This is a genomic window from Halopseudomonas bauzanensis, from assembly GCF_900114735.1.
GTDB lineage: Bacteria > Pseudomonadota > Gammaproteobacteria > Pseudomonadales > Pseudomonadaceae > Halopseudomonas > Halopseudomonas bauzanensis.
Map to the genome: position 1 here is coordinate 904,573 of NZ_FOUA01000001.1, position 24,136 is coordinate 928,708.

General features: G+C 60.8%; 23 protein-coding genes and 1 tRNA gene. 4 read left to right on the plus strand and 20 right to left on the minus strand.

Annotation, left to right across the window (positions count from 1 at the left end; translation table 11 throughout):
• Positions 1 to 148: 148 nt before the first annotated feature.
• Positions 149 to 1,819 carry a 2-isopropylmalate synthase gene (leuA, locus tag BM267_RS04205; protein WP_074777720.1) on the plus strand — a complete coding sequence of 557 codons (1,671 nt, stop codon included), beginning with the start codon at positions 149 to 151 and terminating at the stop codon, positions 1,817 to 1,819.
• 109 nt (positions 1,820 to 1,928) lie between these two features.
• Positions 1,929 to 2,456: a PadR family transcriptional regulator gene (locus BM267_RS04210; RefSeq protein ID WP_074777718.1), complete on the plus strand. Its 528-nt coding sequence runs from the start codon at positions 1,929 to 1,931 to the stop codon at positions 2,454 to 2,456.
• A 124-nt stretch (positions 2,457 to 2,580) separates the two neighbouring features.
• Here the strand turns inward: BM267_RS04210 and BM267_RS04215 are convergent, their stop codons facing one another.
• The 14 genes from BM267_RS04215 to trmJ all read right to left on the minus strand — a co-directional run bounded on the left by BM267_RS04215 (position 2,581) and on the right by trmJ (position 16,289).
• On the minus strand, positions 2,581 to 3,546 hold the full coding sequence (locus BM267_RS04215; protein ID WP_036989388.1) for an NAD(P)H-dependent flavin oxidoreductase: 966 nt from the start codon (positions 3,544 to 3,546) through the stop codon (positions 2,581 to 2,583).
• Between the two features lie 38 nt (positions 3,547 to 3,584).
• The gene (locus BM267_RS04220) at positions 3,585 to 4,025 is read right to left on the minus strand and encodes a nuclear transport factor 2 family protein (protein ID WP_074777716.1); all 441 of its coding nucleotides are present in this window, start codon (positions 4,023 to 4,025) and stop codon (positions 3,585 to 3,587) included.
• Between the two features lie 217 nt (positions 4,026 to 4,242).
• Positions 4,243 to 5,688, minus strand: coding sequence for a ribosome biogenesis GTPase Der (gene der, locus BM267_RS04225; RefSeq protein ID WP_036990224.1), 1,446 nt, complete (start codon positions 5,686 to 5,688; stop codon positions 4,243 to 4,245).
• 94 nt (positions 5,689 to 5,782) lie between these two features.
• Positions 5,783 to 6,919 (minus strand): outer membrane protein assembly factor BamB, encoded by a 1,137-nt coding sequence (gene bamB, locus BM267_RS04230; protein WP_036990222.1) that lies wholly within the window; start codon positions 6,917 to 6,919, stop codon positions 5,783 to 5,785.
• Positions 6,920 to 6,924: 5 nt separating this feature from the next.
• Positions 6,925 to 7,569: a YfgM family protein gene (locus tag BM267_RS04235; RefSeq protein ID WP_074777714.1), complete on the minus strand. Its 645-nt coding sequence runs from the start codon at positions 7,567 to 7,569 to the stop codon at positions 6,925 to 6,927.
• Between the two features lie 34 nt (positions 7,570 to 7,603).
• A complete protein-coding gene (gene hisS / locus BM267_RS04240) occupies positions 7,604 to 8,887 on the minus strand; it encodes a histidine--tRNA ligase (RefSeq protein ID WP_036989382.1) in 1,284 nt (427 codons plus the stop codon).
• Between the two features lie 27 nt (positions 8,888 to 8,914).
• A complete protein-coding gene (gene ispG, locus BM267_RS04245; protein WP_036989380.1) occupies positions 8,915 to 10,027 on the minus strand; it encodes a flavodoxin-dependent (E)-4-hydroxy-3-methylbut-2-enyl-diphosphate synthase in 1,113 nt (370 codons plus the stop codon).
• Positions 10,028 to 10,038: 11 nt separating this feature from the next.
• On the minus strand, positions 10,039 to 11,016 hold the full coding sequence (locus tag BM267_RS04250) for a RodZ domain-containing protein (protein WP_074777712.1): 978 nt from the start codon (positions 11,014 to 11,016) through the stop codon (positions 10,039 to 10,041).
• A complete protein-coding gene (gene pilW, locus BM267_RS04255) occupies positions 11,016 to 11,774 on the minus strand; it encodes a type IV pilus biogenesis/stability protein PilW (protein ID WP_036989376.1) in 759 nt (252 codons plus the stop codon). The genes BM267_RS04250 and pilW overlap by 1 nt, the downstream gene beginning before the upstream one ends.
• Before the next feature lie 23 nt (positions 11,775 to 11,797).
• A complete protein-coding gene (rlmN, locus tag BM267_RS04260) occupies positions 11,798 to 12,946 on the minus strand; it encodes a dual-specificity RNA methyltransferase RlmN (protein ID WP_036989374.1) in 1,149 nt (382 codons plus the stop codon).
• A gap of 36 nt (positions 12,947 to 12,982) precedes the next feature.
• Entirely contained in the window at positions 12,983 to 13,414 is a 432-nt protein-coding gene (gene ndk / locus BM267_RS04265; RefSeq protein WP_036989372.1) for a nucleoside-diphosphate kinase, read from the minus strand.
• A 116-nt stretch (positions 13,415 to 13,530) separates the two neighbouring features.
• The gene (locus BM267_RS04270) at positions 13,531 to 14,685 is read right to left on the minus strand and encodes an IscS subfamily cysteine desulfurase (protein WP_074777710.1); all 1,155 of its coding nucleotides are present in this window, start codon (positions 14,683 to 14,685) and stop codon (positions 13,531 to 13,533) included.
• Positions 14,686 to 14,694: 9 nt separating this feature from the next.
• Positions 14,695 to 15,507: a serine O-acetyltransferase gene (gene cysE / locus BM267_RS04275; protein WP_036989370.1), complete on the minus strand. Its 813-nt coding sequence runs from the start codon at positions 15,505 to 15,507 to the stop codon at positions 14,695 to 14,697.
• Positions 15,508 to 15,509: 2 nt separating this feature from the next.
• Complete coding sequence (gene trmJ, locus BM267_RS04280; protein ID WP_036990218.1) at positions 15,510 to 16,289, minus strand: tRNA (cytosine(32)/uridine(32)-2'-O)-methyltransferase TrmJ; 780 nt, start codon at positions 16,287 to 16,289, stop codon at positions 15,510 to 15,512.
• Between the two features lie 147 nt (positions 16,290 to 16,436).
• Here trmJ and suhB point away from each other — a divergent pair, with 147 nt between their 5' ends.
• The gene (gene suhB / locus BM267_RS04285; protein WP_036989367.1) at positions 16,437 to 17,252 is read left to right on the plus strand and encodes a type III secretion system regulator SuhB; all 816 of its coding nucleotides are present in this window, start codon (positions 16,437 to 16,439) and stop codon (positions 17,250 to 17,252) included.
• Positions 17,253 to 17,397: 145 nt separating this feature from the next.
• Here suhB and secF read toward each other — a convergent pair whose 3' ends face one another.
• Genes secF through queA form a run of 5 tightly spaced genes read right to left on the minus strand, consistent with a single transcriptional unit; the run spans position 17,398 to position 22,827 of the window.
• Complete coding sequence (gene secF, locus BM267_RS04290) at positions 17,398 to 18,309, minus strand: protein translocase subunit SecF (protein WP_074777708.1); 912 nt, start codon at positions 18,307 to 18,309, stop codon at positions 17,398 to 17,400.
• A gap of 10 nt (positions 18,310 to 18,319) precedes the next feature.
• The gene (gene secD, locus BM267_RS04295; RefSeq protein WP_074777707.1) at positions 18,320 to 20,200 is read right to left on the minus strand and encodes a protein translocase subunit SecD; all 1,881 of its coding nucleotides are present in this window, start codon (positions 20,198 to 20,200) and stop codon (positions 18,320 to 18,322) included.
• A 58-nt stretch (positions 20,201 to 20,258) separates the two neighbouring features.
• Positions 20,259 to 20,594, minus strand: coding sequence for a preprotein translocase subunit YajC (yajC, locus tag BM267_RS04300; protein WP_036989361.1), 336 nt, complete (start codon positions 20,592 to 20,594; stop codon positions 20,259 to 20,261).
• A gap of 59 nt (positions 20,595 to 20,653) precedes the next feature.
• On the minus strand, positions 20,654 to 21,772 hold the full coding sequence (gene tgt / locus BM267_RS04305) for a tRNA guanosine(34) transglycosylase Tgt (RefSeq protein ID WP_036989359.1): 1,119 nt from the start codon (positions 21,770 to 21,772) through the stop codon (positions 20,654 to 20,656).
• A 5-nt stretch (positions 21,773 to 21,777) separates the two neighbouring features.
• On the minus strand, positions 21,778 to 22,827 hold the full coding sequence (gene queA, locus BM267_RS04310) for a tRNA preQ1(34) S-adenosylmethionine ribosyltransferase-isomerase QueA (protein ID WP_036989357.1): 1,050 nt from the start codon (positions 22,825 to 22,827) through the stop codon (positions 21,778 to 21,780).
• Positions 22,828 to 22,948: 121 nt separating this feature from the next.
• On the opposite strand from queA, the gene BM267_RS04315 reads away from it, so the two are divergent.
• Positions 22,949 to 23,035 (plus strand) — tRNA-Leu (locus BM267_RS04315).
• Between the two features lie 130 nt (positions 23,036 to 23,165).
• On the opposite strand, the gene trxB is transcribed toward BM267_RS04315, so the two are convergent.
• The gene (trxB, locus tag BM267_RS04320; protein WP_036989355.1) at positions 23,166 to 24,113 is read right to left on the minus strand and encodes a thioredoxin-disulfide reductase; all 948 of its coding nucleotides are present in this window, start codon (positions 24,111 to 24,113) and stop codon (positions 23,166 to 23,168) included.
• Positions 24,114 to 24,136 lie beyond the last annotated feature (23 nt).

A 24,136-nucleotide genomic window follows, 5' to 3' on the forward strand; every position in this document is an offset into this window, starting at 1 on the left:
AACACTCATCACCCTTCGGCAGCATGCCTGCCTCTGCCTGGTCAGCCGGCGACTGCGTCACTGACGCGCTTTTCCCTGCCCGATGCACTAAGGCCCGCCGTGGTCCCCCACCGCTAGCCCGCCCAGAATACAGAACAGGATTTTCATCATGACCATGCTCACCGATCCGTCCAGCAAGTACCGTCCGTTCACTCCCATCGCGCTGCCTGATCGCACCTGGCCGGACAAGGTCATCAACCAGGCACCGATCTGGCTGTCCACCGACCTGCGCGATGGCAATCAGTCGCTGATCGAACCGATGGATGCGGAAAAGAAGATGCGCTTTTTCAAGTGCCTGGTCGCGATCGGCGTGAAGGAAATCGAAGTCGGCTTCCCATCCGCCTCCCAGACCGAATTCGACTTCGTGCGCGAGTTGATCGAGGGCGGGCATATTCCCGATGACGTCACCATCCAGGTACTGACCCAGGCCCGTGACGATCTGATCGAGCGGACGTTCGAGTCGGTCAAAGGCGCCAAGCAGGCCATCGTGCACTACTACAATGCCTGTGCCCCCGCCTTCCGCAAGATTGTTTTCAATCAGGACAAAGCCGGGGTGAAAGCCATTGCCATCGCCGCGGGCAAAACCATCCGGCGCCTGGCTGAAGCCGCGCCGGAAACCAACTGGGGCTTCGAGTACTCCCCTGAGGTGTTCAGCTCGACCGAGACCGATTTTGCCGTCGAGGTATGCAACGCCGTGATTGGCGTGTTCGAGCCGACCCCACAGCGCAAGCTGATCCTCAACCTGCCCGCGACTATCGAATGCGCTACGCCGAACAACTATGCCGACCAGATCGAGTGGTTCGGTCGGCATATCGACCGGCGTGACAGCGTGCTGATCAGCGTGCATACCCACAATGATCGCGGCACTGGCGTTGCCGCCTCGGAGTTGGCGGTAATGGCCGGCGCTGATCGCGTCGAAGGTTGCCTGTTCGGCAATGGCGAACGCACCGGCAACGTCTGCCTGGTCACCCTGGCGCTGAACCTCTATACCCAGGGCGTCGATCCGCAGCTGGACTTTTCCGATATCGACGCGGTACGCAAGGTAGTCGAGGATTGCAATCAGTTGCCGGTTCACCCGCGCCACCCCTATGCCGGCGACCTGGTGCACACCGCCTTCTCCGGCTCGCACCAGGATGCGATCCGCAAGGGCTTCGCCCAGCAGGACCCGAACGCCGTCTGGGAAGTACCCTACCTGCCGATCGACCCGGCGGATATCGGTCGCAGCTACGAGGCGGTGATCCGCGTCAACAGCCAGTCCGGCAAAGGCGGCATCACCTACCTGCTGGAGCAGGAGTATGGAATCGCCCTGCCGCGGCGCTTGCAGATCGAGTTCAGCCAGGTGGTACAAGGTGAAACCGATCGCCTCGGTCTGGAAATGACCGCCGAGCAGATCCACCAACTGCTGCAGCGCGAATATCTGCAGGCCACCACCCCCTATGCCCTGGTTCGCCACCGGCTGCAGGAAGAGAATGGCACCAGCGCGGTGGATGTCGAGGTAATCAACGCTGGCACTACCCAGCATTGGCGCGGCATTGGCAAAGGCCCGCTGGAGGCATTGGTCGCCGGCCTGCCGGAAGCCGTGGAGATCATCGACTACCATGAACATGCCATCGGCTCGGGCAGCGATGCCAAGGCAGCAGCGTATATCGAGGTCCGCCTGGATAATGGCCGCCCCTTGCACGGTATTGGCATCGATGAAAACCTGACTGCGGCCAGTTTCCGGGCGCTGTTCAGCGCATTGAACCGGGCCAAGCAACAGGCCGCAGCCCAGGCCGCCTGAGTTCGGCATTAGGCGGGATACAAGCCCTTCACCAGTTGGCGGCGAGGCTTACTCCCAAACCGAACCGGCAGGCTTGTGATAGAACGCCAACAGCACCTAGAATCAGCGCATGTCCATTCAACATGCGCTGCTTACCTCACTTCTGGAAAAACCCTCCTCCGGCTACGAGCTGGCTAACCGCTTCGATCATTCGATCGGCTATTTCTGGCAGGCGACCCACCAGCAGATCTACCGAGAGCTGGGACGCATGACCGAGGCTGGCTGGCTGCTGGTCGAGCATAACCCTACCGGTACCGGCCGGCGGAAAAAGATCTATCACGTGCTCGATGCTGGTCGCCAGGAGCTGGCGCGCTGGGTGGGTGACAGCGGGGGCCCGGGCAGAAATGATCAGGCCCTGCTGATCAAGCTGCGCGCCGAAGCGGTCATGGGGCCGCTGGGAGTGGACAGGGAGTTGCGGCGCCTGGTCGAGCAGCACCAGCAACGCCTGCAAATGTATCGCGATATCGAACAGCGCGACTTTTCCAACCCCACGATGAGCCATGCGCAGAAACTGCAGTATGCCGTCTTGCGCATGGGCATCAAGACTGAAGAAAACTGGTTGGCCTGGGCCAAGGAAACCTTGCCGCTGGTGGAGTGATACCGGCTAACAGCGGCTCCCCGCACTGGTCCGGGAGACAAGCGTCACCGCAGCGGCGTTGAGCCCCGCTCCACCGGTCAAGAGGGAACTCGATCTTCCAGAAGTCCGAGTTCCCTCGATGCAGTTACAGGCTCGACAAGCGTTCGCGGGCGGCCTGGTACTCTGTCCGCAAGCGCTCGATCAGCTCCGCTGCGGGCACCACCTGCTTCACCGCACCAACGCCCTGCCCCGCACCCCATATATCCCGCCAGGCCTTGGCCTTGCTGCTGCCGCCAGAGCCAAAGTTCATTTTCGACGGGTCGGACTCAGGCAGCGCTTCCGGGTCCAGGCCACTGTTGACGATGCTCTTTTTCAGATAGTTGCCATGCACACCGGTAAACAGGTTGGAGTAGGTAATATCCGACGCAGTGCTGTCGACGATCATGTCCTTGTAGGCCTGTTCTGCGTTGGCCTCGGCGGTGGCGATGAACGCCGAGCCGATATAGGCCAGATCCGCGCCCGCTGCCTGGGCGGCAAGGATGGCGTTGCCATTGGAAATAGCCCCGGACAACAGCAGAGGTCCATCGAACCACTCGCGGATCTCGTGAATCAGGGCGAAGGGTGACAGGGTACCAGCATGTCCACCGGCGCCTGCCGCCACGGCGATCAGGCCGTCGGCGCCTTTCTCGATGGCCTTCTTCGCATAGAAGTTGTTGATGACATCATGCAATACGATGCCGCCATAGGAGTGAATGGCCTCGTTCACATCCTCGCGGGCCCCCAGCGACGTGATGATGATCGGCACCTCATACTTCACACACAACGCCAGATCCTGCTCCAGCCGGTCATTGGACTTATGCACGATCTGGTTGACCGCGAAGGGCGCCGCGGGCCGCTCCGGATTCTGGGCATTATATTCAGCCAGCTCGCTGGTAATACGCTGCAGCCATTGCTCGAATACTTCTATCGGACGGGCGTTCAGCGATGGAAAAGCCCCCACCACGCCAGCCTTGCACTGGGCAATGACCAGATCGGGGTTGGAGATGATGAACAATGGCGAGCCAACTACCGGAATGGATAACCGGCCCTTGAGAAGATCAGGTAAAGACATTGTCACTCCACATACAATCAGATTGTTGAAATAAGGGGTCAGGCGCCGGCCTGGCCTTTGAGAATCGCGATATGGGGCGCCATCCGCTTGCCCATTTCCTCGGCCAGCGCCTGCAGGCCGTTGAGCGGACGCACCATGACTTCGAACTCGAGGATCCGGCCCTCAGCATCAAAACGCAGCATATCGATACCCTTGAGCTGCTTGCCCTTGACGGTGGCACTGAACTCCAACACCGCGCTGGTGCCGTCATCGCTGACGAAACTGCGGTGGTAGGTGAAGTTCTCGAACACCTGATTGACGTTCTTCAATACCAATTTGATGGCAGCTTTACCTGGATAAGGTTGATGCGCGACCGGCGAGCGGAACACGATGTCATCGGCCAACCAGGGATCAAGTTCTTCCATGGCATTGCGCTCGAGAATCTCATGCCAGGCGGCCAGTGTGCGCTGCGCTGCGGCGGATAATTGTTGTTCTTGCATGATTGCATTTCCGTGTTTGGCAAAAAGGGCAGCCGCCTGACCGATTGACCAGCATTCAGGTGACCCGTTGGCAGATAACACCGGAATGAAATTAGCAAACTCCAGCCAACCAATGCAACTAGTTGCATATTATGTGGCGCGAATTGGATGCAGCAACCCCATAAACGACAATCCCGCCTACGTGGCGGGATTGTCGTGAACTGAATGGCTGGCTCGATCAGCGCTTGTCTCTACGCTTTTTCTCGGCCTTCTTGTGGTGGCTCATCAGGCGGCGTTTCTTGTTCACCTGACGCTCGGACAGCTTGTTCTTCTTCTCCGCGAAGGGGTTGTCGCCACCCTTGTATTCAATGCGGATCGGCGTACCGGACAGCTTGAGCACCTTGCGGAAGGTGTTTTCCAGATACCGGGTATAGGAGCGCGGTACCGCGTCCACCTGGTTGCCATGGATAACGATGATCGGCGGGTTGGAACCACCCAGGTGGGCATAGCGCAGCTTGATCCGGCGCCCATTGACCAGCGGCGGCTGGTGCTCGGATACCGCGGCTTCGAGGATCTCGGTCATGCGCTTGGTGGGAATCTTGGCCATGGCACTTTCAAAGGCCTGATCAACCGACTTGTAGAGCAGCCCGACGCCACTACCGTGCAGCGCGGAAATGAAATGCTGATCGGCAAACTGGGTGAAGATCAACCGACGCTCCAGCTCCTTCTTCACGTACTCCTTCTCGCCCTGCTCCATGCCATCCCACTTGTTGATGGCGACCACCAGGGCACGGCCGGACTCCAGCACGAAGCCCAGCAGGTGCAGATCCTGTTCCACGATGCCTTCCCGGGCGTCGACCACGAAGATCACCACGTTGGCGTCCTGAATCGCCTGCAGCGTCTTGATCACCGAGAACTTCTCGATGGCCTCGAAGACCTTGCCGCGGCGCCGCACACCAGCGGTATCGATCAAGGTGTAGGGCTTGTCATGGCGCTCATAGGGAATATAGATGCTGTCGCGGGTGGTACCGGCCTGGTCGAACACGACCACCCGCTCCTCGCCCAACATGCGGTTGACCAGGGTGGACTTGCCCACGTTGGGCCGGCCGATCACCGCGATCTTGGTGCCGATGGGCGTCACCGGCAGGCGTTCGACGGGGTTACCCTCTTCGTCCAGCTCCGGCTCGGCCTGGATGTCGCCCTTGACCAGTACGGCTTCGAGCATGGGGTTGATATTGCGTCCATGAGCCGCGGCGATACCAATTGGAGTACCCAGACCCAAGGGAGCAAACTCACCGAGGATCGAATCCTGGTCAGCACCATCGACCTTGTTGGCAATCAGGAAGGTGTGCTTGTCACGCTTGCGCAGGTGTTCGGCAATCATCTCATCGCCAGCGGTACGACCGGCGCGCGCGTCGACCAGGAACAGTACCGCATCGGCTTCCTCGATGGCCTGCAGGGACTGCCCGGCCATGATGGTATCGATGCCGTGCTCGTCACCGGTCAACCCACCGGTATCCACGAGGATATAGGGCTGCCCCTGCCAGACCGCTTCGCCGTATTGGCGGTCACGGGTCAACCCCGCCACGTCGGCGACTATGGCGTCACGACTTTTGGTCAGACGGTTGAACAACGTGGATTTGCCGACATTCGGCCGGCCCACCAGGGCAATGACAGGAACCATGATTACTCCGCGCACCTTATTGGTGCCAAACAAAAACAAAAAGGCCGCTGCTCCTTCTTTGGGCAGCGGCCGGAAAGTATAACCTGTTTCGGCGTCAGCGCAGTTGGTAAGCCGCCAGATCGCCGCTGTTGCCATACACATACAGGGTGTCGCCCTGCACGATCGGTGTTACCCGCACACCCTTGCGGTCGACCCGCACGCGCCCTACCAGGCGGCCATCGGTCTGGGCCAGCAGATGCACATAGCCTTCGAAGTCGGCCACCGCCACATAGCTGCTGAAGGCCACCGGCCCGGTAAGCTGGCGACGTTGCAGGCTGTCATTGGTCCACAGCGGCGTAGCACGATTCTGATCATAGGCTTCGACGGTGCCGCCGGCCTGACTCAGATAGACGCTGCCAAAACCAATGGCGGCACCGGCGTGGCTGGAGCTCGGGCGCTGCCAGCGAATGGAGCCGGATTCTGCATCCAGCGCCACAAGGTTACCCTGGTAGGTGGCTGCGTAGAGGGTCTGATCATCCAGCAACAGCCGGCCATCGATGTCTACCATGCGCTCCAGCTCCGAACGACCAACCGGCTGGGCGATACGCTGTTCCCACAAGGGAATGCCGTTCTGCGCATCCAGTGCCACTACACGACCGCTGGCCAGGCCTGCGTAGACGCGATGCAAGGATACGATCGGCTCACTGTGCCCGCGCACGGTCAGCACTGGCAGGCTGGACTCATAGAGCCAGCGCTGCTCGCCGGTACCGATATCCAGGGCCACCAGCTTGTCGTCCTGGGTCTGCACCACTACCACGTCGCCGTTGGTCTGCGGCGGGGCCAGCACTTCGCTGGACACCTGCGCGCGCCAGAGTTCGCTGCCATCGGCTTCATCAAGAACAATCACCACGCCATTGAGCGTACCCAGCATGACGCGGCCACCGCCAGCGCCCACCGCACCGGACAGCGGCTCCTTGAGCTTGACCTGCCAGTTGACCGAGCCAGTATCGCGATCCATGGCCACTACCCGGCCCTTGGCATCGGCGGCGTACAGAGTCAATCCGTCGATGCTCGGCTGCAGCTGGTTGAACAGTTCGCCCTGTCCAACGCCAATATTGCGTTTCCAGCTGCGCTCCAGTTGGACCTCAGCATCGAATTTTTCCAGTTCTGCCGGGGGCAATTCCTTCTTGCCGGAACTACCACAGCCGACCAGCAGCAGGGCAGCAAGCCCGGCGGCCAGAGTTCGGGACATCAGCTTCAAGAGGCTTCCTCCGTCAGGTCATCCAGTTTCAGCTGCAGTTGCGGCCGAGTACGTGGGTCAGGAGTGGCTTCCAGCGCCGCCTGATAGGCCTGACGCGCATCCGCCACGCGATCCAGGCTCAGTAGCAAGTCACCGCGCACTTCCTCGCGGCCGGCCAACAGCTCGCCGGTCACCGGCACAGTGAACAGTTCGAGGCCTTCCTCGGCGCGCTCCAATTGACCCAGCACACGGGCCAGACGCTGACGAGCCACTTCCTGCAGGGCCAGGTCGTCGCCATCTTTGGCTACATCGCGCAGCAGGGCTTCGGCGGAATCGAAATCACCAGCCTCCACCGCCAGACGCGCCTGCATCAGCGCGGCAAAGCTGGCGTAGCGGGTACCGGGATAATCCTTGCGCAAGGTCTCGGCCAACTCGGCACCACGTGTGCGGCTCGCCTCGCTGTCATCCTGCAGTACGTTCTCCAGCATGCTCTGGTAGACGGCTGAGGCATTACTGGCCTTGTTTTCCTGGTAGTTGGTCCAGCCATTCCAGCCGAACACGCCGGCCAGCGCCAATACCACGCCGGTCAGCACAGGCACACCATGGCGATGCCAGACTTCCTTGATCCGCTCTACCTGTTCTTCTTCTGTCTGGTTACTCACCCTGCTCTCCTTTACCGCATCCGATTAATCGCTATTACTGCAAAACCTTGCGCAGTTGTTCAGGCACCGCATCCCAGGCCAGCGTCAGCTGCTCGCCGTCGCCACGCAGGGGCTTGAAGCCAACCTGCCCCGCTGCTGCTTCTTCTTCACCGAGAATCAGCGCGTACAGTGCGCCGGATTTGTCGGCCTTCTTGAACTGGCTCTTGAAACTGCCGCCGCCACAATGCACTACCAGACGTATGCCGGGCAAGGCGTCGCGCAGCTGTTCAGCCAGACGGATAGCCGGCTGCTGTGTTTCAGTGCCCAGAGTGACCAGATAGACATCAACCTGCCGGGACAGTTCGGCGGGCACCTTGCCAAGGGTCTCGATCAGCAGCAGCAGGCGTTCGATGCCCATGGCAAAGCCTACCGCCGGCGCCGGCTTGCCGCCGAGCTGCTCGACCAGGCCATCATAACGGCCGCCAGCACAGACGGTGCCCTGGGCCCCGAGCCGGTCAGTGACCCATTCAAACACTGTCAGTCCGTAGTAATCCAGTCCGCGGACCAGCCGGGGATTGATTACATAGGGAATGCCGGCAGCGTCCAGCAGCGCGCGCAGGCCCTCGAAATGAGCGCGAGCCTCATCATTCAGGTAATCGGCGAGCTTCGGCGCGTCGGCCAACAGAGCCTGGGTATCGGGGTTCTTGCTGTCCAGTACCCGCAGTGGATTGCTGTCGAGGCGGCGCTGGCTGTCTTCATCCAGTTGCTCGAAGCGCTCGCGCAGGTAGGCGACCAGATCGTCCCGATAACGGGCCCGGTCGGCGCTGGAGCCGAGACTGTTGAGCTCCAGAGTCACCGCCTCGTCCAGCCCGAGCATACGCCACAGGCGCCAGCTCAGGATGATCAGTTCGGCATCGATATCGGGGCCACCCAGGTTGAAGGTTTCCACTCCCACCTGATGGAACTGCCGATAACGGCCTTTCTGCGGCCGCTCATGGCGGAACATCGGCCCGGTGTACCAGACCTTGTGACTGACGCCGCCACCGAGCAGGCCGTGTTCGAGCATCGCACGCACACACCCGGCGGTACCTTCGGGGCGCAGAGTCAACGAGTCGCCGTTACGGTCGGCGAAGGTGTACATTTCCTTTTCGACGATGTCAGTGACCTCGCCGATGGAGCGTTTGAACAGCTCGGTGGGCTCGACGATCGGCAGACGGATCTGCTGATAGCCGTAACCGGCCAGGACCTTGCCCACGGTAGCTTCAAAATATTGCCACAGCGCACTGTCGGCGGGCAGGATGTCGTTCATGCCGCGCACGGCTTGCAAGTTCTTCAAAATCGTTATTCCTTGTCTGCTACCAACTGCTCAACCGCGGGCGATGGTGTTGTCATCCAACGCCTGCTTGGCAGCAATCTTGTCGCGAATCAGTTTTTCCAGGCGGTCCACCATGTCGTCGTTGGTCACCTTCTGGCTCGGCGCCCCGTCGACATAGACCAGATTGTTCGGCGAGCCACCGGCCAGGCCGATATCGGCTTCCTTGGCTTCGCCCGGGCCATTGACTACGCAACCGATAACCGCCACGTCCAGCGGCACGACCACGTCGTCCAAGCGTGCTTCCAGCTCGTTCATGGTCTTGACCACATCAAAATTCTGCCGCGAGCAGCTGGGGCAGGCGATGAAGTTGATGCCACGTGAGCGCAGGCGCAGAGACTTGAGAATGTCGAAGCCGACCTTGATTTCCTGGACCGGATCGGCCGCCAGGGAAATACGGATGGTGTCGCCGATGCCTTCAGCCAGCAGCATGCCCAGGCCGACCGAGGACTTCACTGTGCCCGAGCGCAGGCCACCGGCCTCGGTGATGCCCAGGTGCAGCGGTTGCTCGATCTGCGCGGCCAGCAAGCGGTAGGCGCCAACGGCCATGAACACGTCGGAGGCTTTCACGCTGACCTTGAAGTCCTGAAAGTCCAGCTTGTCGAAATGATCGACATGGCGCAGCGCGGACTCCAGCAAAGCTTCCGGGGTCGGTTCGCCATACTTCTTCTGCAGGTCCTTTTCCAGCGAACCGGCGTTGACGCCGATGCGGATCGGAATGCCGTGGTGGCGCGCGGCATCGACCACGGCGCGAATCCGGTCTTCGCGACCGATGTTGCCCGGGTTGATGCGCAGACAGTCAACACCCAACTCGGCCACCCGCAGTGCGATCTTGTAGTCGAAATGGATATCGGCCACCAGCGGCATGCTCACCTGCTTGCGGATTTCGCCGAAGGCTTCGGCGGCTTCCATGCTCGGCACGGACACGCGCACGATATCGGCGCCAACCGCTTCAAGCTGGCGAATCTGGCCCACAGTAGCTGCCACATCGCAGGTTTCGGTGTTGGTCATGCTCTGTACGGAGATGGGCGCGTCGCCGCCCACCAGCACCGAGCCTACGCGGATCTGGCGTGATTTTCTGCGTTTGACCGGGGATTGCTGATGCATTGCGTTACCTCTTACTGGCCCAGGCGAAGTCGCGCAACGCCGGAACTGGCATTGCTCGTGAGCTCGACTGGCTGCCCATTATATTCCATCCTCGACACCGCACTGGCTGCTCCTATCACCAGATCCAGCGGACCCTCGCGGTCGATATTCAGCGTCTGACCCTGCTGCATCTGGCCGCTGTGCAACACTCGCCCATCGGTGGTGCTGACCTGCACCCAGCAGTTGCCGGAGAAACTCATCACCAGGCCATTCTGACTGACTGCTGCAGGCGCTTCCGGCGCAACAGGCTCAGCGGGCTCAGCAGCAGGAGCCGGTGATGATTGGGCTGCCTCGTCAGTCGCCGTGCTGGCTGCCTGATCCGCATCCACCTGCGGCGCGGTTGCCGCCGCTTCGTCAGGCTGGTATTCGGCGTTTGCAGCAGGAGCATCTGCCGCCGGGATCTCAATCGTCGGGCCGCTTATGGCCAGCTCATTGCCGTCCGGCTGGCTGAAGCTGTCCGGCAGCACCATCGAGTCCACCTGCACGTCGTCCATGGCGCCGGTTTCCCGCACCTGGGTAGTCGCTTCACGGCTCACGTTCCACCACCACAGACCCAACGCCAGCATAATGACCACGATCAGCACCGTGCTGAGCGTCATGACCAGCCGCGCGCCACGCTTGGGATTGACGTCCACCTTATCGATGGTACTCACGCGGCTTTCCCGGGCGTCGATGCCAACATAGCGGTCGTAGTGCTCAACGAACCGGCTCGGGTCGAGTTTCAGCAAACGCGCGTAGGCCCGCACGTAGCCGCGGGCGAAGGTATCTCCTGGCAGGCGATCAAACTTGCCGTCTTCCAGATAGCCCAAGGTGGCGCGGGTCAGACGCAGGTGGGTTGCCACCTCATCGGCGGTAAAGCCGACCCGCTCGCGCTCATCGCGCAGCAGTTCGCCGGGATTGATCCGTGCGGCGTTCTGAGCGCCCGTTGCGGTTTCCATTTCGTCGGTCATCAGGACTGCTCCGACTCAAGCAGGGCACGGGCTTCCGGGCTGGCCGGGTACAGCCGGCGCAGCTGCAGTGCGTAACTGGCGGCGCGGTTATGATCATTGAAGCGCCGCGCCAACTGAACGCCCAGCCACAGACTCGGTGCGTTCTGCGCCGATATCTGACTGAAGTTCAGATAGTGGTTCCATGCCGGCACGAAATTCTGCTCGGCGAATTCCAGCCGGGCCAGCTCAAGCAAAGCCAGCGGCTGGCGGCTGTTCAGCCGCAGCGCCCGCTCGAAGGCCGCCTTGGCTTCTTCAGGTTGCTGCAGACGCTTGTAGGTCAACCCCAGATTCTCGAATACCCGCGAGCGTTCGACGTAGAAGGTGTCTTCCGCGGCGCGCTGGAAGTACTTGAGCGCCTCATCGTTACGCTGCTGTTCCAGAAGAAAGGCGCCGTAGTTGTTCAGTATGCGGGCATTGTTCGGTGCGCTGGCCAGCGCCGCGCGAAAATGCTTGTCCGCCAGCGGAGCTTCCCCTTCCTGCTGGAAGACCAGAGCGAGGGCAACGTTGGCCGACTCAGAGCGCGGATCGATCTTCAACGCTTCACTCAGGGGCGCCTTGGCTCGTTCGGTCTCACCTTTCTGCAGATAACCCAGCCCCAGCTGGATATAAGCGTCCCGCGCTTCGGCGGGATCGGTCTTGCGGGTCGGCTGGTCGGTGGTGGTCACACAGCCACTGAGCACCAGGCTCAATAACCAGATCACGACAATATGCTTGCTCATCACAATCGTTCCTCGGCTGGATGTTATCGGCGATTTGTCGACGGCGTAATCTCAACTTGCTCTTCGGCAAGCTGGCGTACCGCAATATAGCGTTCACTGCGCCGGGTCCTGTCCATGACCTGGCCGACCAGCTGTCCGCATGCTGCATCGATATCCTCACCCCGCGTGGTGCGCACCGTGACGTTGTAGCCGGCGTTGTGCAGCAGGTCCTGGAAACGGCGGATGGCATTGTTGCTCGGCCGCTCGTAGCCGGAATGGGGAAAGGGGTTGAAGGGAATCAGGTTGATCTTGCAAGGCGTCTCGCGCAGCAGCTCGATCATCTGGCGAGCGTGCTCCGGCTGGTCATTGACGTCCTTGAGCAAGGTGTACTCGATGGTCAGATAGCGCTTTTCACCCAGCCCGGCGATGTAATTGTTGCAGGCCGGCAGCAATACCGCTAACGGGTACTTCTTGTTCAGCGGCACCAGTTGATTGCGCAGTTCGTCGTTGGGCGCATGCAGCGACAGGGCAAGCGCCACATCGGTGACCTTACCCAGCTTCTCGATCATCGGCACTACGCCCGAGGTGGACAGAGTCACCTTGCGCTTGGAAATACCATAGCCCAGGTCGTCCATCATCAGCGTCATGGCATCGACGACATTGTCGAAGTTGAGCAGCGGTTCACCCATGCCCATCATCACCACGTTGGTGATGGCCCGATCGACCTTGGCCGGCACGGTGCCGAAGGATTTGTTGGCGATCCACACCTGGCCGATGATTTCGGCAGCGGTCAGATCGCTGTTGAAGCCCTGCTTGCCGGTGGAGCAGAAACTGCAATCCAGGGCACACCCCGCCTGGGACGAGACACACAAGGTGCCGCGGCCATTCTGCGGAATGTACACAGTCTCGACGCAACTGCCCGATGCCACGCGCACGACCCACTTGCGCGTGCCATCCTTGGAAATATCCTCGCTGACCACTTCCGGGCCGCGAATTTCGGCGCGGGCCTTGAGCTTGTCGCGCAGGGCCTTGCCGACATTGGTCATGTCATCAAAATTGTCGACACCGAAGTGATGGATCCACTTCATGACCTGCCCGGCACGAAAACGCTTCTCCCCGAGCTCTTCGAAAAAAGCTTCCAGTTTCGGCTGTGTCAGGCCCAGCAGGTTGATCTTGCCGGTGGTCTCAGTCATTGCAATCCATCACTCAGTTGGTGTCTTTGGCAGGGCTCAGCGGGTGCGCTGGCACAGCTCGGTTTCGGCGAAGAAGTAGCCGATTTCGCGGGCAGCGGAGGTCGTGGAGTCCGAACCGTGAACGGCGTTGGCATCGATGGACTCGGCGAAGTCAGCGCGAATGGTGCCAGCAGCGGCTTCCTTCGGGTTGGTAGCGCCCATCAGGTCACGGTTCTTCAGTACCGCGCCTTCGCCTTCCAGCACCTGAACGACCACCGGGCCGGAAGTCATGAAGCTGACCAGATCCTTGAAGAACGGACGCTCCTTGTGCTCGGCGTAGAAACCTTCGGCATCAGCCTGGGACAGTTGAACCATCTTGGCCGCAACGATGCTCAGACCAGCCTGCTCGAAGCGGCTCAGGATCTGACCAATCACGTTCTTGGCAACGGCATCGGGCTTGATAATGGACAGGGTACGTTCTACGGCCATGAAACTCTCCAGAGAAATGGGGTTGGATGATAAATAAAGGGGTGTCAACCCGCAGATTATACGCAGGTTGACTGCAAATACGTAACAGGCGCTGCAATCGAGTTGCAACGCCGTATTTACCTGCTCTGACGCAGGCGCGATACCGCTTTGCACAGCACCTCGGCGGCGTGCTGGACCTCTGCTTCGGTAGTGAACCGACCCAGCGACAGACGGATGGAGCTGTGCGCCAGCTCATCCGCCAGGCCAATGGCACGCAGCACATAGGATGGCTCGACCGAGGCCGATGTGCAGGCCGAACCAGTGGACAGCGCCAGATCGCGCAGAGCCAGCAACAGCAGTTCCCCGTCCACACCGGTAAAGGCCAGGTTCAGGTTGTGCGGCACCCGCTGCTGCGCGGAGCCGTTGAGCGACACCCCGTCCAGGCTTGCCAGCCCTTCGAGCAGTTGGTCACGTAACGCGGAAATGCGCTCGTTCTCGGCTTTCATTTGTGCACCGGCCAGGGCAAAGGCCTCGCCCATGCCGACCAACTGATGGGGCGCCAGGGTGCCCGAGCGCATGCCGCGCTCGTGACCGCCGCCATGGATCAGCGCCTCGATGCGCACATCCGGTGAACGGCGCACGTAGAGCGCACCAATACCCTTGGGGCCATAGCTCTTGTGGGCGCTGAACGACATCAAATCAACCGGCAGCTGCTTGAGGTTGATCGGTAGCTTGCCAGTGGACTGCGCCGCATCGACATGGAACAGAATCCCCCGCTCGCGCACCAGCGCGCCCAGCGCCGCAATATCGTTGACCACCCCAATCTCGTTGTTGACGTGCATCAGCGACACCAGGATGGTGTCTTCACGCAGCGCGGCCTGCAGCTGTTCAACGCCGATCAGACCGTCGCTATCCGGCTTGAGATAAGTGACCTCGAAGCCTTCCCGCTCCAATTGCCGACAGCTGTCGATCACCGCCTTGTGTTCGATCTGCGAGGTAATGATGTGGCGGCCACGCTCGGCAAAGGCCCGGGCGGCGCCCTTGATTGCCAGATTGTCGGATTCGGTGGCACCAGAGGTCCAGACGATTTCCCGCGGATCGGCGCCGACCAGGTCGGCGACCTGACGCCGTGCCAGCTCGGCTGCTTCCTCGGCTTGCCAGCCATACAGATGCGAGCGCGAGGCCGGGTTGGCAAAGTTGCCATCCATGGTCAGACAGGCGCACATTTTTTCTGCCACCAACGGGTCGACCGGCGTGGTGGCAGCATAGTCCAGATAAATCGGCAGTTTCATGGCAACACCTCAGCGCGGTGCAGACGAGTCAGCGTCCGGCTTGGACGGCTCGGGCTCCGCATCATCCATGAGCGCTTCAAAATCCTCGGTATCCAGTTTCGGCAGGTCGCGGGCGCAGTAATCACTGCCCAGCTCCTTCAGGGCCTCGCACATGCTCTCGATACGACCATCGACCGCATGCATGTGATCGAGCATCAACCCGATGGAACGGGCGACCGGGTCAGGCATGTCGCGGGTCTCGCCATAGGCATCGAAGCCGATCTTCTCGGCCATCGCCTGGCGCTTGACCTGCTGCTCCGTGACGGCTTCCTCCCTGACGATGATGCGTCCGGGAATCCCCACCGCGGTGGCACCGGCCGGCACCGCCTTGGTGACCACCGCGTTGGAACCGATCTTGGCGCCTTTGCCGACGGTGAATGGCCCCAGCACCTTGGCGCCGGCACCCACCACCACACCGTCTTCCAAGGTCGGGTGGCGTTTGCCCTTGTTCCAGCTGGTGCCGCCCAGAGTCACGCCCTGATACAGGGTCACGTCATTACCGATCTCGGCGGTCTCGCCGATCACCACGCCCATGCCGTGGTCGATGAAGAACCGGCGGCCCACCGTGGCGCCGGGATGGATCTCGATACCCGTCAGCCAGCGCCCGAGGTTGGACACCATGCGCGCCAGCAACCGCGCATCGCGCACCCACAGGCAATGGGCCAGGCGGTGGAACCAGATGGCATGCAGGCCGGGATAGCAGAACAGCACTTCAAGCTTGTTGCGGGCCGCGGGATCGCGATGGAATACGCTGGCGATATCTTCTTTCATTCTGTCGAACATGCTTAACGTCTCCGCGCACCGGACGCCTGGACGCCGATGGCTTTCTGGGTTTCGGTCAAGATGCCGCGCAGAATGTTCATCTCGACGAGATTGGGATGGATACGCCCGTACAGACGACGCAAACGGGGCATCAGCTTCCTGGGATGCTGGGGGTCGAGGAAGCCGATTTCAACCAGCACCTGCTCAAGATGCGCATAGAATTGCTCCATCTGCTCGGCGGTGGCCGGCACTTCGTTGTCCAGCGCGGTGGTTTCTATCTTGTGCATCTTGGTCGGCTGCCCCTGACGCTGCAGGCTTTGCATGCGCAGCTCATAGGCCAGCACCTGTACAGCGGTGGCCAGGTTCAGCGAGCTGAAGGCCGGGTCCGAGGGAATATGCACATGGAACTGACAGCGCTGTAGCTCGTCGCTGGTCAGACCCGAATCCTCACGGCCGAAGACCAGGGCAATCGGGCCGGCAGCCGGACCTTCCAGTTGATCCAGCACCTTGTCGGCCGCCTCCCGCGGGTCGACCACCGGCCAGGGGATGCGCCGGTCCCGAGCGCTGGTGCCGAGCACCAGTACGCAGTCGGCCAATGCCTCTTCCAGGGTAGCGACCACCCGTGCATTGGCCAGCACATCATCGGCGCCGGAGGCACGGGAGGTGGCGTCGGGATCGGGAAAACGCTGCGGGTCGACCAGCACCAGCTGGCGCAGGCCCATATTTTTCATGGCGCGCGCAGCGCCGCCGATGTTACCCGGATGACTGGTGTTGACCAGAACCACGCGAATTTTGTCGAACACGGACACTCCAGGGTTGCACTGCAAATAGAAGAGCCCTGCATCTTACTAAAATCCGCCCCCTACTGACTACGACGCTTTTTTTCAGTTTGCCCGGCAACCCTGCTATAATGTCCGGCTTTTCGTACTTCCATTCAGAGATGCCCCCGTATGCAGCCCATGTTGAACATCGCCCTGCGCGCCGCGCGCAGCGCCGGAGAATTGATTTATCGCTCCATGGAAAGGCTGGATGTCCTGACCGTCAGCGAGAAAGAAGCTAACGACTACGTCAGCGAAGTGGATCGGGCTGCGGAACAGGTCATCATCCAGCAACTCCGCAAGACTTATCCGGATCACGGCATCCATGCCGAGGAATCGGGCTTCCAGCCCGGCCACGGCGAGGGCGCTGACATCGTCTGGATCATCGATCCATTGGACGGTACCACCAACTTCCTGCGCGGCGTACCGCATTTCGCCGTCAGCATTGCCTGCCGCATCAAGGGCCGCATCGAGCATGCCGTGGTTCTGGACCCGGTACGCCAGGAAGAATTCACCGCCAGCCGTGGCCGCGGCGCCGCACTGAACGGCAAGCGCCTGCGCGTCAGTGCCCGCAAGAGCCTGGAAGGCGCCCTGCTCGGCACCGGCTTCCCGTTCCGTGAAGACCAGACCGAGTCGCTGGACAACTACCTGGGCATGTTCCGCAGCCTGGTCGGCCAGACCGCCGGCATTCGCCGCTGCGGCGCCGCCAGCCTCGATCTGGCCTACGTCGCCGCCGGCCGCTATGACGCCTTCTGGGAATTCGGTCTGGCTGAATGGGACATGGCCGCAGGCAGCCTGCTGATTCAGGAAGCCGGCGGACTGCTGAGCGACTTCACCGGTGACAACCATTTTCTGGACAAGGGCCACATCGTGGCCGGCAACCCGAAATGCTTCAAAGCGGTACTGACGGCCATCCAGCCGCACCTGCCGGCGTCGATGAAGCGCTGAAGCCATTCCAGCAATGCAGAAGGCCGGCCCCGCATGCGGGGCCGGCCTTTTTCATTCCCAAACAACCTCTTTCGCCACTCCATGCAGCCATTAAAAAACCCGACACACGCGAACGTGGTCGGGTTTTTCAGCTCCGGCTGTCGACTCAGGGCCGGTCGTCGACCTCTTCGAGCTGCGTCGGGATCAGATCTTCCCGGGTCAGCTTGAGATTGACCAGCAGACCGTTGGAGACGTAGATGGACGAGTAGGTACCGACAACGATGCCGACGATCAACGCCAGGGCGAAGCCCCGAATGCTCTCCCCGCCGAACCAGTACAGTGCCGACAATACCAGCAAAGTAGTGACCGATGTCGCCAGGGTACGGGCCAGAGTCTGGGTAGTGGATACGTTGATCACGTGCTCCAGATCCGCATTGCGCATCAGCCGCAGATTCTCTCGCACTCGGTCAAATACCACGATGGTATCGTTCAACGAATAACCGATGACCGCCAGCACTGCCGCCAGCACCGTGAGATCGAACGACAGACCCAGCAGGGAAAAGAACCCCAGCACGAAGATCACGTCGTGCACCAACGCAGCGAGCGCACCCACGGCAAATTTCAACTGGAAACGCAAACCGACGTAAACCAGAATCCCCGCCATCGCCAGCAACATACCCAGGCCGCCCTGGTCGCGCAGCTCTTCACCGACCTGCGGGCCGATGAACTCGACCCGCTTGACCGATACCTCGCTGCCGTCCTGCTGCTTCACCACGCGGGCGATTTCGTTGCCCAGCTCGGAATCATCACTGGACAGGCGGATGATCACATCTGTGCTGGCACCGAAGTTCTGCACAATGGCATCATCCCAGCCGCCCTCACGCAGGGTGGTACGCACCGAATCCAGATCAGCCGGCTCACTGTAATTGAGTTCAACCAGCGCGCCGCCAGTGAAATCCAATCCGAAATTGAGCTGCTTGACTGCCAGCGATGCAATGGAGCCGATCATCAGGATGACGGCAAGAACGTAAGACGCCTTGCGCAGCCGCATGAAATTGATGGTTTTAAGATTGTTCATGATCTGCTCCTCACAGCCATAGCTTCCAGGACTTCTTGAGGTCGCGCCCGCCGACAGACAGGTTGACCAGTGCGCGAGTGACCAGGATGGCGCTGAACATGGAGGTAACGATACCCAGCGACAGGGTGACTGCGAAGCCCTTGATCGGCCCGGTGCCCATGGCGAACAGGATCACGCCCACCAGCAAGGTGGTCAGGTTGCCGTCGATGATGGCCGAGAAGGCCTTGTCGAAACCTTCATGTACTGCTCGCTGAATGGAGGCGCCATTGGCGATTTCCTCGCGGATCCGCGAGAAGATCAGCACGTTGGCATCCACCGCCATCCCCAGGGTCAACACGATACCGGCGATCCCCGGCAACGTCAGCGTGGCGCCCAGCAGCGACATCAAGGCCAGCAACAACACCAGGTTGAAGCTCAGCGCGATGCTCGCCAGCACACCAAAGCCGCGGTACACCACCACCATGAACAGCACGACCAGCAGGAAGCCGATCTGGGTAGCGGTGATACCGCTGGAGATATTCTCCGCCCCCAGGCTCGGGCCAATGGTGCGCTCTTCGGCGAAATACATGGGCGCAGCCAGACCACCAGCACGCAGCAGCAGGGCCAGTTCGGACGCTTCGGCCGGGGAACCCAGGCCAGTGATGCGGAACTGGTTGCCCAGGGTGCTCTGAATAGTCGCCAGGCTGATGATGGACTTGTCTTCAACGAAGGTCGGCACCGACACTTCCTGCATCACGCCATCCACTTCCTGGCGCACCGTACGGGGCACTTCGCGCTGCTCGATGAACAGTACCGCCATGCCGCGGCCGACGTTATTGCGGGTCGCCCGGGTCATCAGCTCGCCGCCATGGCCATCCAGACGGATATTGACCTGAGGCTGTCCGTTTTCGTCGAAGTTGGACTGGGCATCGGTGACCTGATCACCGGTGAGGATGATGCTGCGCTCGATATCCGCCGGCGGACGGCCCATGCCGTCACGGAATTCGAAGGTTTCCACGGTGGCCCGCGGTGCATTTGGTTCGGCCGCCAGACGGAATTCCAGGTTGGCAGTCTTGCCCAGGATTCGCTTGGCTTCAGCGGTGTCCTGTACCCCGGGCAGCTCAACCACGATGCGATTGGCACCCTGGCGCTGTACCAGCGGCTCCGCCACACCCAGCTCATTGACCCGGTTGCGCACCGTGGTCAGGTTCTGGCTTACCGCGTAATTACGGATTTCACTTTGCTTGGCGTCGGTCAGTGCCAGGCGCAGCACTTCCATATTGTCACGACTGGTCGTAGTGACCTGAAATTCGTTGTACTTGCCGGCAATGGCGCGTTGTGCGGCACTCAGCTCTGCTGCATCGGTGAAGCCAAACTGCAGCGCAGTGCCCTGGTGGGGCAAGCTGCGATAGCGGATGCGCTCGCCGCGAAACAGCGTACGCAACTCGCTGTCATAAACGTTCATACGGGCTTCAATGGCCTTGTCCATGTCCACTTCCAGAAGGAAGTGCACACCACCAGCCAAGTCCAGGCCAAGCTTCATGGGGCCAGCGCCGATATTCAGCAACCAGTCAGGGGTAGTGGCCGCCAGATTCTGGGCGACGACGAAGTCATGCCCCAGGGTACGGCGTACAATGTCTTGAGCCGGCAGCTGGTCTGACATCCGGATCAGTCGCACCAGACCGGAGCTGGCATTGGAGCTCAGCTCCGCGCCTTTGGTCTCGATCCCGGCCTCGTTCAGGGCTTGCTCGATGCGCTGCAGGTCAGCCTGCTGGATGGTTTGGGTAGAGCTGGCACCAGAGATCTGGATGGCCGGATCGTCGGGATAGAGATTAGGTGTGGCATAGATCAGGCCGAGCGCGAGCACAGCCACGATAAGCAGATATTTCCACAGGGGATAACGGTTGAGCATGTGAGAGCCCGATAACGATCCGGGCGCAGAAAGCGCCCGGATGCAATGTCTGGAAGGGTTAGATGGCTTTCAATGTGCCTTTGGGCAGCGCCGCGACGACAGCTCCCTTCTGGAACTTGAGTTCCTGACCTTCACTCACTTCCAACACGATGAACTCGTCAGTGACTTTCTTGACCTTGCCCAGAATGCCACCACCGGTCACGACCTCATCACCCACGCTCAGGCCACCGATCAGGTTCTTGTGTTCCTTGGCCCGCTTGGACTGTGGACGCCAGATCATCAGATAGAAAATGACCACAAAACCAACCAGAAAGATCATGCTCATCGGGTCAAAGCCTGCCGGAGCAGCGCCAGGTGCAGTTTGAGCCATGGCCTCGGAGATGAAAAAACTCATGTAGAACTCCTGTTTTATATAGTCGCAAGAAAAGAATAATGGGGCTTCCTGACCGTTATTCAAGCCTCCAGAGGAGGTACCGGTTGGCCGAGACGCGCATAGAAGTTATCCACAAAGGCGGTCAATGTACCCTGTTGAATCGCACCGCGCAAACCATGCATTACCCGCTGATAATGCCGCAGGTTATGGATGGTATTGAGCATGCTGCCGAGCATCTCGCCGCACTTGTCCAGATGGTGCAGATAGGCGCGGGTGAAGTGGCGGCAGGTGTAGCAATCACAACCTGGGTCCAGCGGCGAATCATCATGGCGATGGACCGCGTTGCGGATCTTCACCACACCGGTGTCGGTGAACAGATGACCGTTACGCGCGTTGCGCGTGGGCATCACGCAATCGAACATATCGACACCCCGGCGCACGCCCTCGACCAGATCCTCCGGCTTGCCCACGCCCATCAGGTAACGGGGTTTTTCCGGCGGCATCAACGGCGGCAGGTAATCAAGGATGCGGATCATGTCTTCCTTGGGCTCGCCGACCGACAGCCCGCCGATGGCCAGACCATCAAAGCCGATCTCGCACAGACCATCCAGCGAACGGGCGCGCAGCTCTTCATGCATGCCACCCTGGACAATACCGAATAGCGCCGAGGGGTTACCCTCGTGGGCATCCTTCGAGCGCTGTGCCCAGCGCAGCGACAATTCCATCGAACGGCGGGCGGTGTCCACATCCGCCGGGTACGGGGTGCATTCATCGAAGATCATCACGATGTCCGAACCCAGATCGCGCTGCACCTGCATCGACTCTTCCGGCCCCATGAACACCTTGGCACCATCAACCGGTGAAGAGAAGTACACGCCCTCCTCCTTGATCTTGCGCATGGCGCCCAGGCTGAACACCTGAAAACCGCCGGAGTCGGTCAGGATCGGCCCTTGCCACTGCATGAAATCATGCAGGTCGCCGTGCTTGCGGATCACCTCGGTGCCGGGCCGCAGCCACAGGTGGAAGGTGTTGCCCAGAATGATCTGTGCGCCGATGTCCTCAACATCGCGCGGCAGCATGCCTTTGACCGTACCGTAGGTACCTACCGGCATGAAGGCCGGGGTTTCCACCACACCACGGGGGAAAGTCAGCCGACCACGACGGGCCTTGCCGTCGGTAGCCAGTAATTCAAACTGCATATGACTCATTGCATGTCCTCGGGCCCGCAGGCAGCCGGATTGCGGGTGATGAACATGGCATCACCGTAACTGAAGAATCGATAGTCGTTATCCACTGCCGCCCGGTAAGCCGCCATGGTCTGGCGATATCCGGCAAAGGCCGACACCAGCATCAGCAAGGTCGATTCGGGCAAATGGAAGTTGGTCACCAGTGCGTCCACCACATGAAATGGCCGCCCCGGATAGATAAAGATGTCGGTATCGCCGCTGAATGCCTTGAGCTGGCCGTCCCGTGCGGCGCTTTCCAGTGAGCGCACACTGGTGGTGCCAACAGCGATCACCCGACCGCCACGCGCCTTGCAGGCGTTGACCGCATCGACCACCTGCTGGCTGACTTCCAGCCACTCGCTGTGCATATGGTGATCTTCGATGCGCTCGACCCGCACTGGCTGGAACGTACCCGCCCCCACATGCAAGGTAACCTGGGCAGTAGCCACACCCCGGGCTTCAATGGCCTGCAGCAGTTCATTATCAAAGTGGAGACCCGCCGTCGGCGCCGCGACCGCACCCGCTTTCTGGGCGTATACCGTCTGGTAGCGCTCCCGATCAGCCGTTTCGTCGGGCCGATCGATATAGGGCGGCAATGGCATGTGCCCGACGCGATCCAGCAGCGGCAGCACCGGCTCATCGAACTCCAGCTCGAACAATGCATCATGCCGCGCCAGCATGGTCGCTGCGCTATCGCCTTCCAACAGAATGCGGCTGCCGGGCTTTGGCGATTTGCTCGAGCGTACATGGGCCAGCACCCGCCGGTTGTCCAGCACCCGCTCCACCAGGATCTCCAGCTGCCCGCCGGTTTCCTTGCGGCCGAACAGGCGCGCCGGAATAACCCGGGTGTTGTTGAACACCATCAGGTCGCCGGGGCGCAGATACTCCAGCAGGTCGGCGAATTGCCGATGCGCCAGCTCGTCGCTCGGCCCATCCAGGCATAACAGCCGGCTGGCACGGCGCTCGGCCAGCGGATGCCGGGCAATCAGCCGGTCAGGCAGGTCGAATTGAAAATCGCTGACGCGCATACAAAGGAAATCCGGAGATGATCAAAAGGGCGCATATGGTAGCGGAAATCTGCATTTTCGACCACGCAAAGCATTGACCTGGACGCTCAACGGTTCGTATACTCCGCGCGGCTTGCAGAAAGCCTCGGTGGCGGAATTGGTAGACGCGGCGGATTCAAAATCCGCTTCTGGTGACAGAGTGGGAGTTCGATTCTCCCCCGAGGCACCATTCGACGATACGAATGGTGCGATACAACGGCAGCAAGCATGACAAGAACCGGCCCTGAGCCGGTTTTTTTGTGCGTGTGATTTGCAAGAGGCTCCCCGGCCTTCGCCGAGGGAGCTCCGTTTATTCCGCCTTACTGCTGATCCAGAAACCGCTCCGCATCCAGCGCCGCCATACACCCGGCACCTGCCGAAGTGATTGCCTGACGGTAGACGTGGTCAGCCACATCACCCGCGGCGAACACACCCGGGATGTTGGTGGCAGTGGCGTTGCCTTCGGTGCCACTGTTGATCTTCAGGTAGCCGTCTTTCATCGTCAGCTGACCTTCGAACAGGCCGGTGTTCGGCGTGTGGCCGATGGCGATGAAGACGCCCGCCAGAGCCACTTCTTCCGTACCGCCGCTGTTAAGCGCCAGACGCATGCCGGTCACGCCGCTGTCATCACCCAGCACTTCATCCAGGGTGGCGTTGAGTTTCAGCTCGATCTTGCCTTCGGCCACCTTGGCCATCAGCTTGTCGACCAGGATCTTCTCGGCGCGGAAGGTATCGCGGCGGTGTACCAAGGTGACTTTCTTGGCGATATTGGCAAGGTACAGCGCCTCTTCCACGGCGGTGTTACCACCGCCGACCACAGCCACGTCCTGGTTGCGGTAGAAGAAACCGTCACAGGTGGCGCAGGCGGAAACACCCTTGCCCATGAAGGCTTCTTCGGATGGCAGACCGAGATAACGGGCCGATGCGCCAGTGGCAATGATCAGCGCGTCACAGGTGTATTCGCCCTGGTCGCCGGTCAGGACGAAGGGACGCTGGTTCAGTTCGACCTTGTTGATGTGATCGAAGACGATCTCGGTCTCGAAGCGCTCGGCATGTTTGCGCATGCGCTCCATCAGGTCCGGTCCCTGCAGCCCTTCCACGTCACCGGGCCAGTTATCCACTTCGGTGGTGGTGGTGAGCTGACCGCCCATCTGCATGCCGGTGATCAGCACCGGCTTGAGGTTGGCCCGAGCAGCGTATACAGCGGCGCTGTAGCCGGCCGGGCCGGAGCCCAGGATGATCAGACGGGAGTGGCGTGCTTCAGACATTGATTCCTCCAGATCGCTGCCGG

Excerpts from the sequence above, each read along its gene's own strand:
- cysE (WP_036989370.1), bottom strand. The coding sequence starts at position 15,507 with ATGTTCGACAGAATGAAAGAAGATATCGCCAGCGTATTCCATCGCGAT.
- trxB (WP_036989355.1), bottom strand. The coding sequence starts at position 24,113 with ATGTCTGAAGCACGCCACTCCCGTCTGATCATCCTGGGCTCCGGCCCG.
- rlmN (WP_036989374.1), bottom strand. The coding sequence starts at position 12,946 with ATGACTGAGACCACCGGCAAGATCAACCTGCTGGGCCTGACACAGCCG.
- secF (WP_074777708.1), bottom strand. The coding sequence starts at position 18,309 with ATGAACAATCTTAAAACCATCAATTTCATGCGGCTGCGCAAGGCGTCT.
- BM267_RS04270 (WP_074777710.1), bottom strand. The coding sequence starts at position 14,685 with ATGAAACTGCCGATTTATCTGGACTATGCTGCCACCACGCCGGTCGAC.
- bamB (WP_036990222.1), bottom strand. The coding sequence starts at position 6,919 with ATGTCCCGAACTCTGGCCGCCGGGCTTGCTGCCCTGCTGCTGGTCGGC.
- ispG (WP_036989380.1), bottom strand. The coding sequence starts at position 10,027 with ATGCATCAGCAATCCCCGGTCAAACGCAGAAAATCACGCCAGATCCGC.
- leuA (WP_074777720.1), top strand. The coding sequence starts at position 149 with ATGACCATGCTCACCGATCCGTCCAGCAAGTACCGTCCGTTCACTCCC.
- yajC (WP_036989361.1), bottom strand. The coding sequence starts at position 20,594 with ATGAGTTTTTTCATCTCCGAGGCCATGGCTCAAACTGCACCTGGCGCT.
- BM267_RS04220 (WP_074777716.1), bottom strand. The coding sequence starts at position 4,025 with ATGCAAGAACAACAATTATCCGCCGCAGCGCAGCGCACACTGGCCGCC.
- BM267_RS04210 (WP_074777718.1), top strand. The coding sequence starts at position 1,929 with ATGTCCATTCAACATGCGCTGCTTACCTCACTTCTGGAAAAACCCTCC.
- tgt (WP_036989359.1), bottom strand. The coding sequence starts at position 21,772 with ATGCAGTTTGAATTACTGGCTACCGACGGCAAGGCCCGTCGTGGTCGG.
- secD (WP_074777707.1), bottom strand. The coding sequence starts at position 20,200 with ATGCTCAACCGTTATCCCCTGTGGAAATATCTGCTTATCGTGGCTGTG.
- BM267_RS04250 (WP_074777712.1), bottom strand. The coding sequence starts at position 11,016 with ATGACCGACGAAATGGAAACCGCAACGGGCGCTCAGAACGCCGCACGG.
- der (WP_036990224.1), bottom strand. The coding sequence starts at position 5,688 with ATGGTTCCTGTCATTGCCCTGGTGGGCCGGCCGAATGTCGGCAAATCC.
- ndk (WP_036989372.1), bottom strand. The coding sequence starts at position 13,414 with ATGGCCGTAGAACGTACCCTGTCCATTATCAAGCCCGATGCCGTTGCC.
- pilW (WP_036989376.1), bottom strand. The coding sequence starts at position 11,774 with ATGAGCAAGCATATTGTCGTGATCTGGTTATTGAGCCTGGTGCTCAGT.
- suhB (WP_036989367.1), top strand. The coding sequence starts at position 16,437 with ATGCAGCCCATGTTGAACATCGCCCTGCGCGCCGCGCGCAGCGCCGGA.
- BM267_RS04215 (WP_036989388.1), bottom strand. The coding sequence starts at position 3,546 with ATGTCTTTACCTGATCTTCTCAAGGGCCGGTTATCCATTCCGGTAGTT.
- queA (WP_036989357.1), bottom strand. The coding sequence starts at position 22,827 with ATGCGCGTCAGCGATTTTCAATTCGACCTGCCTGACCGGCTGATTGCC.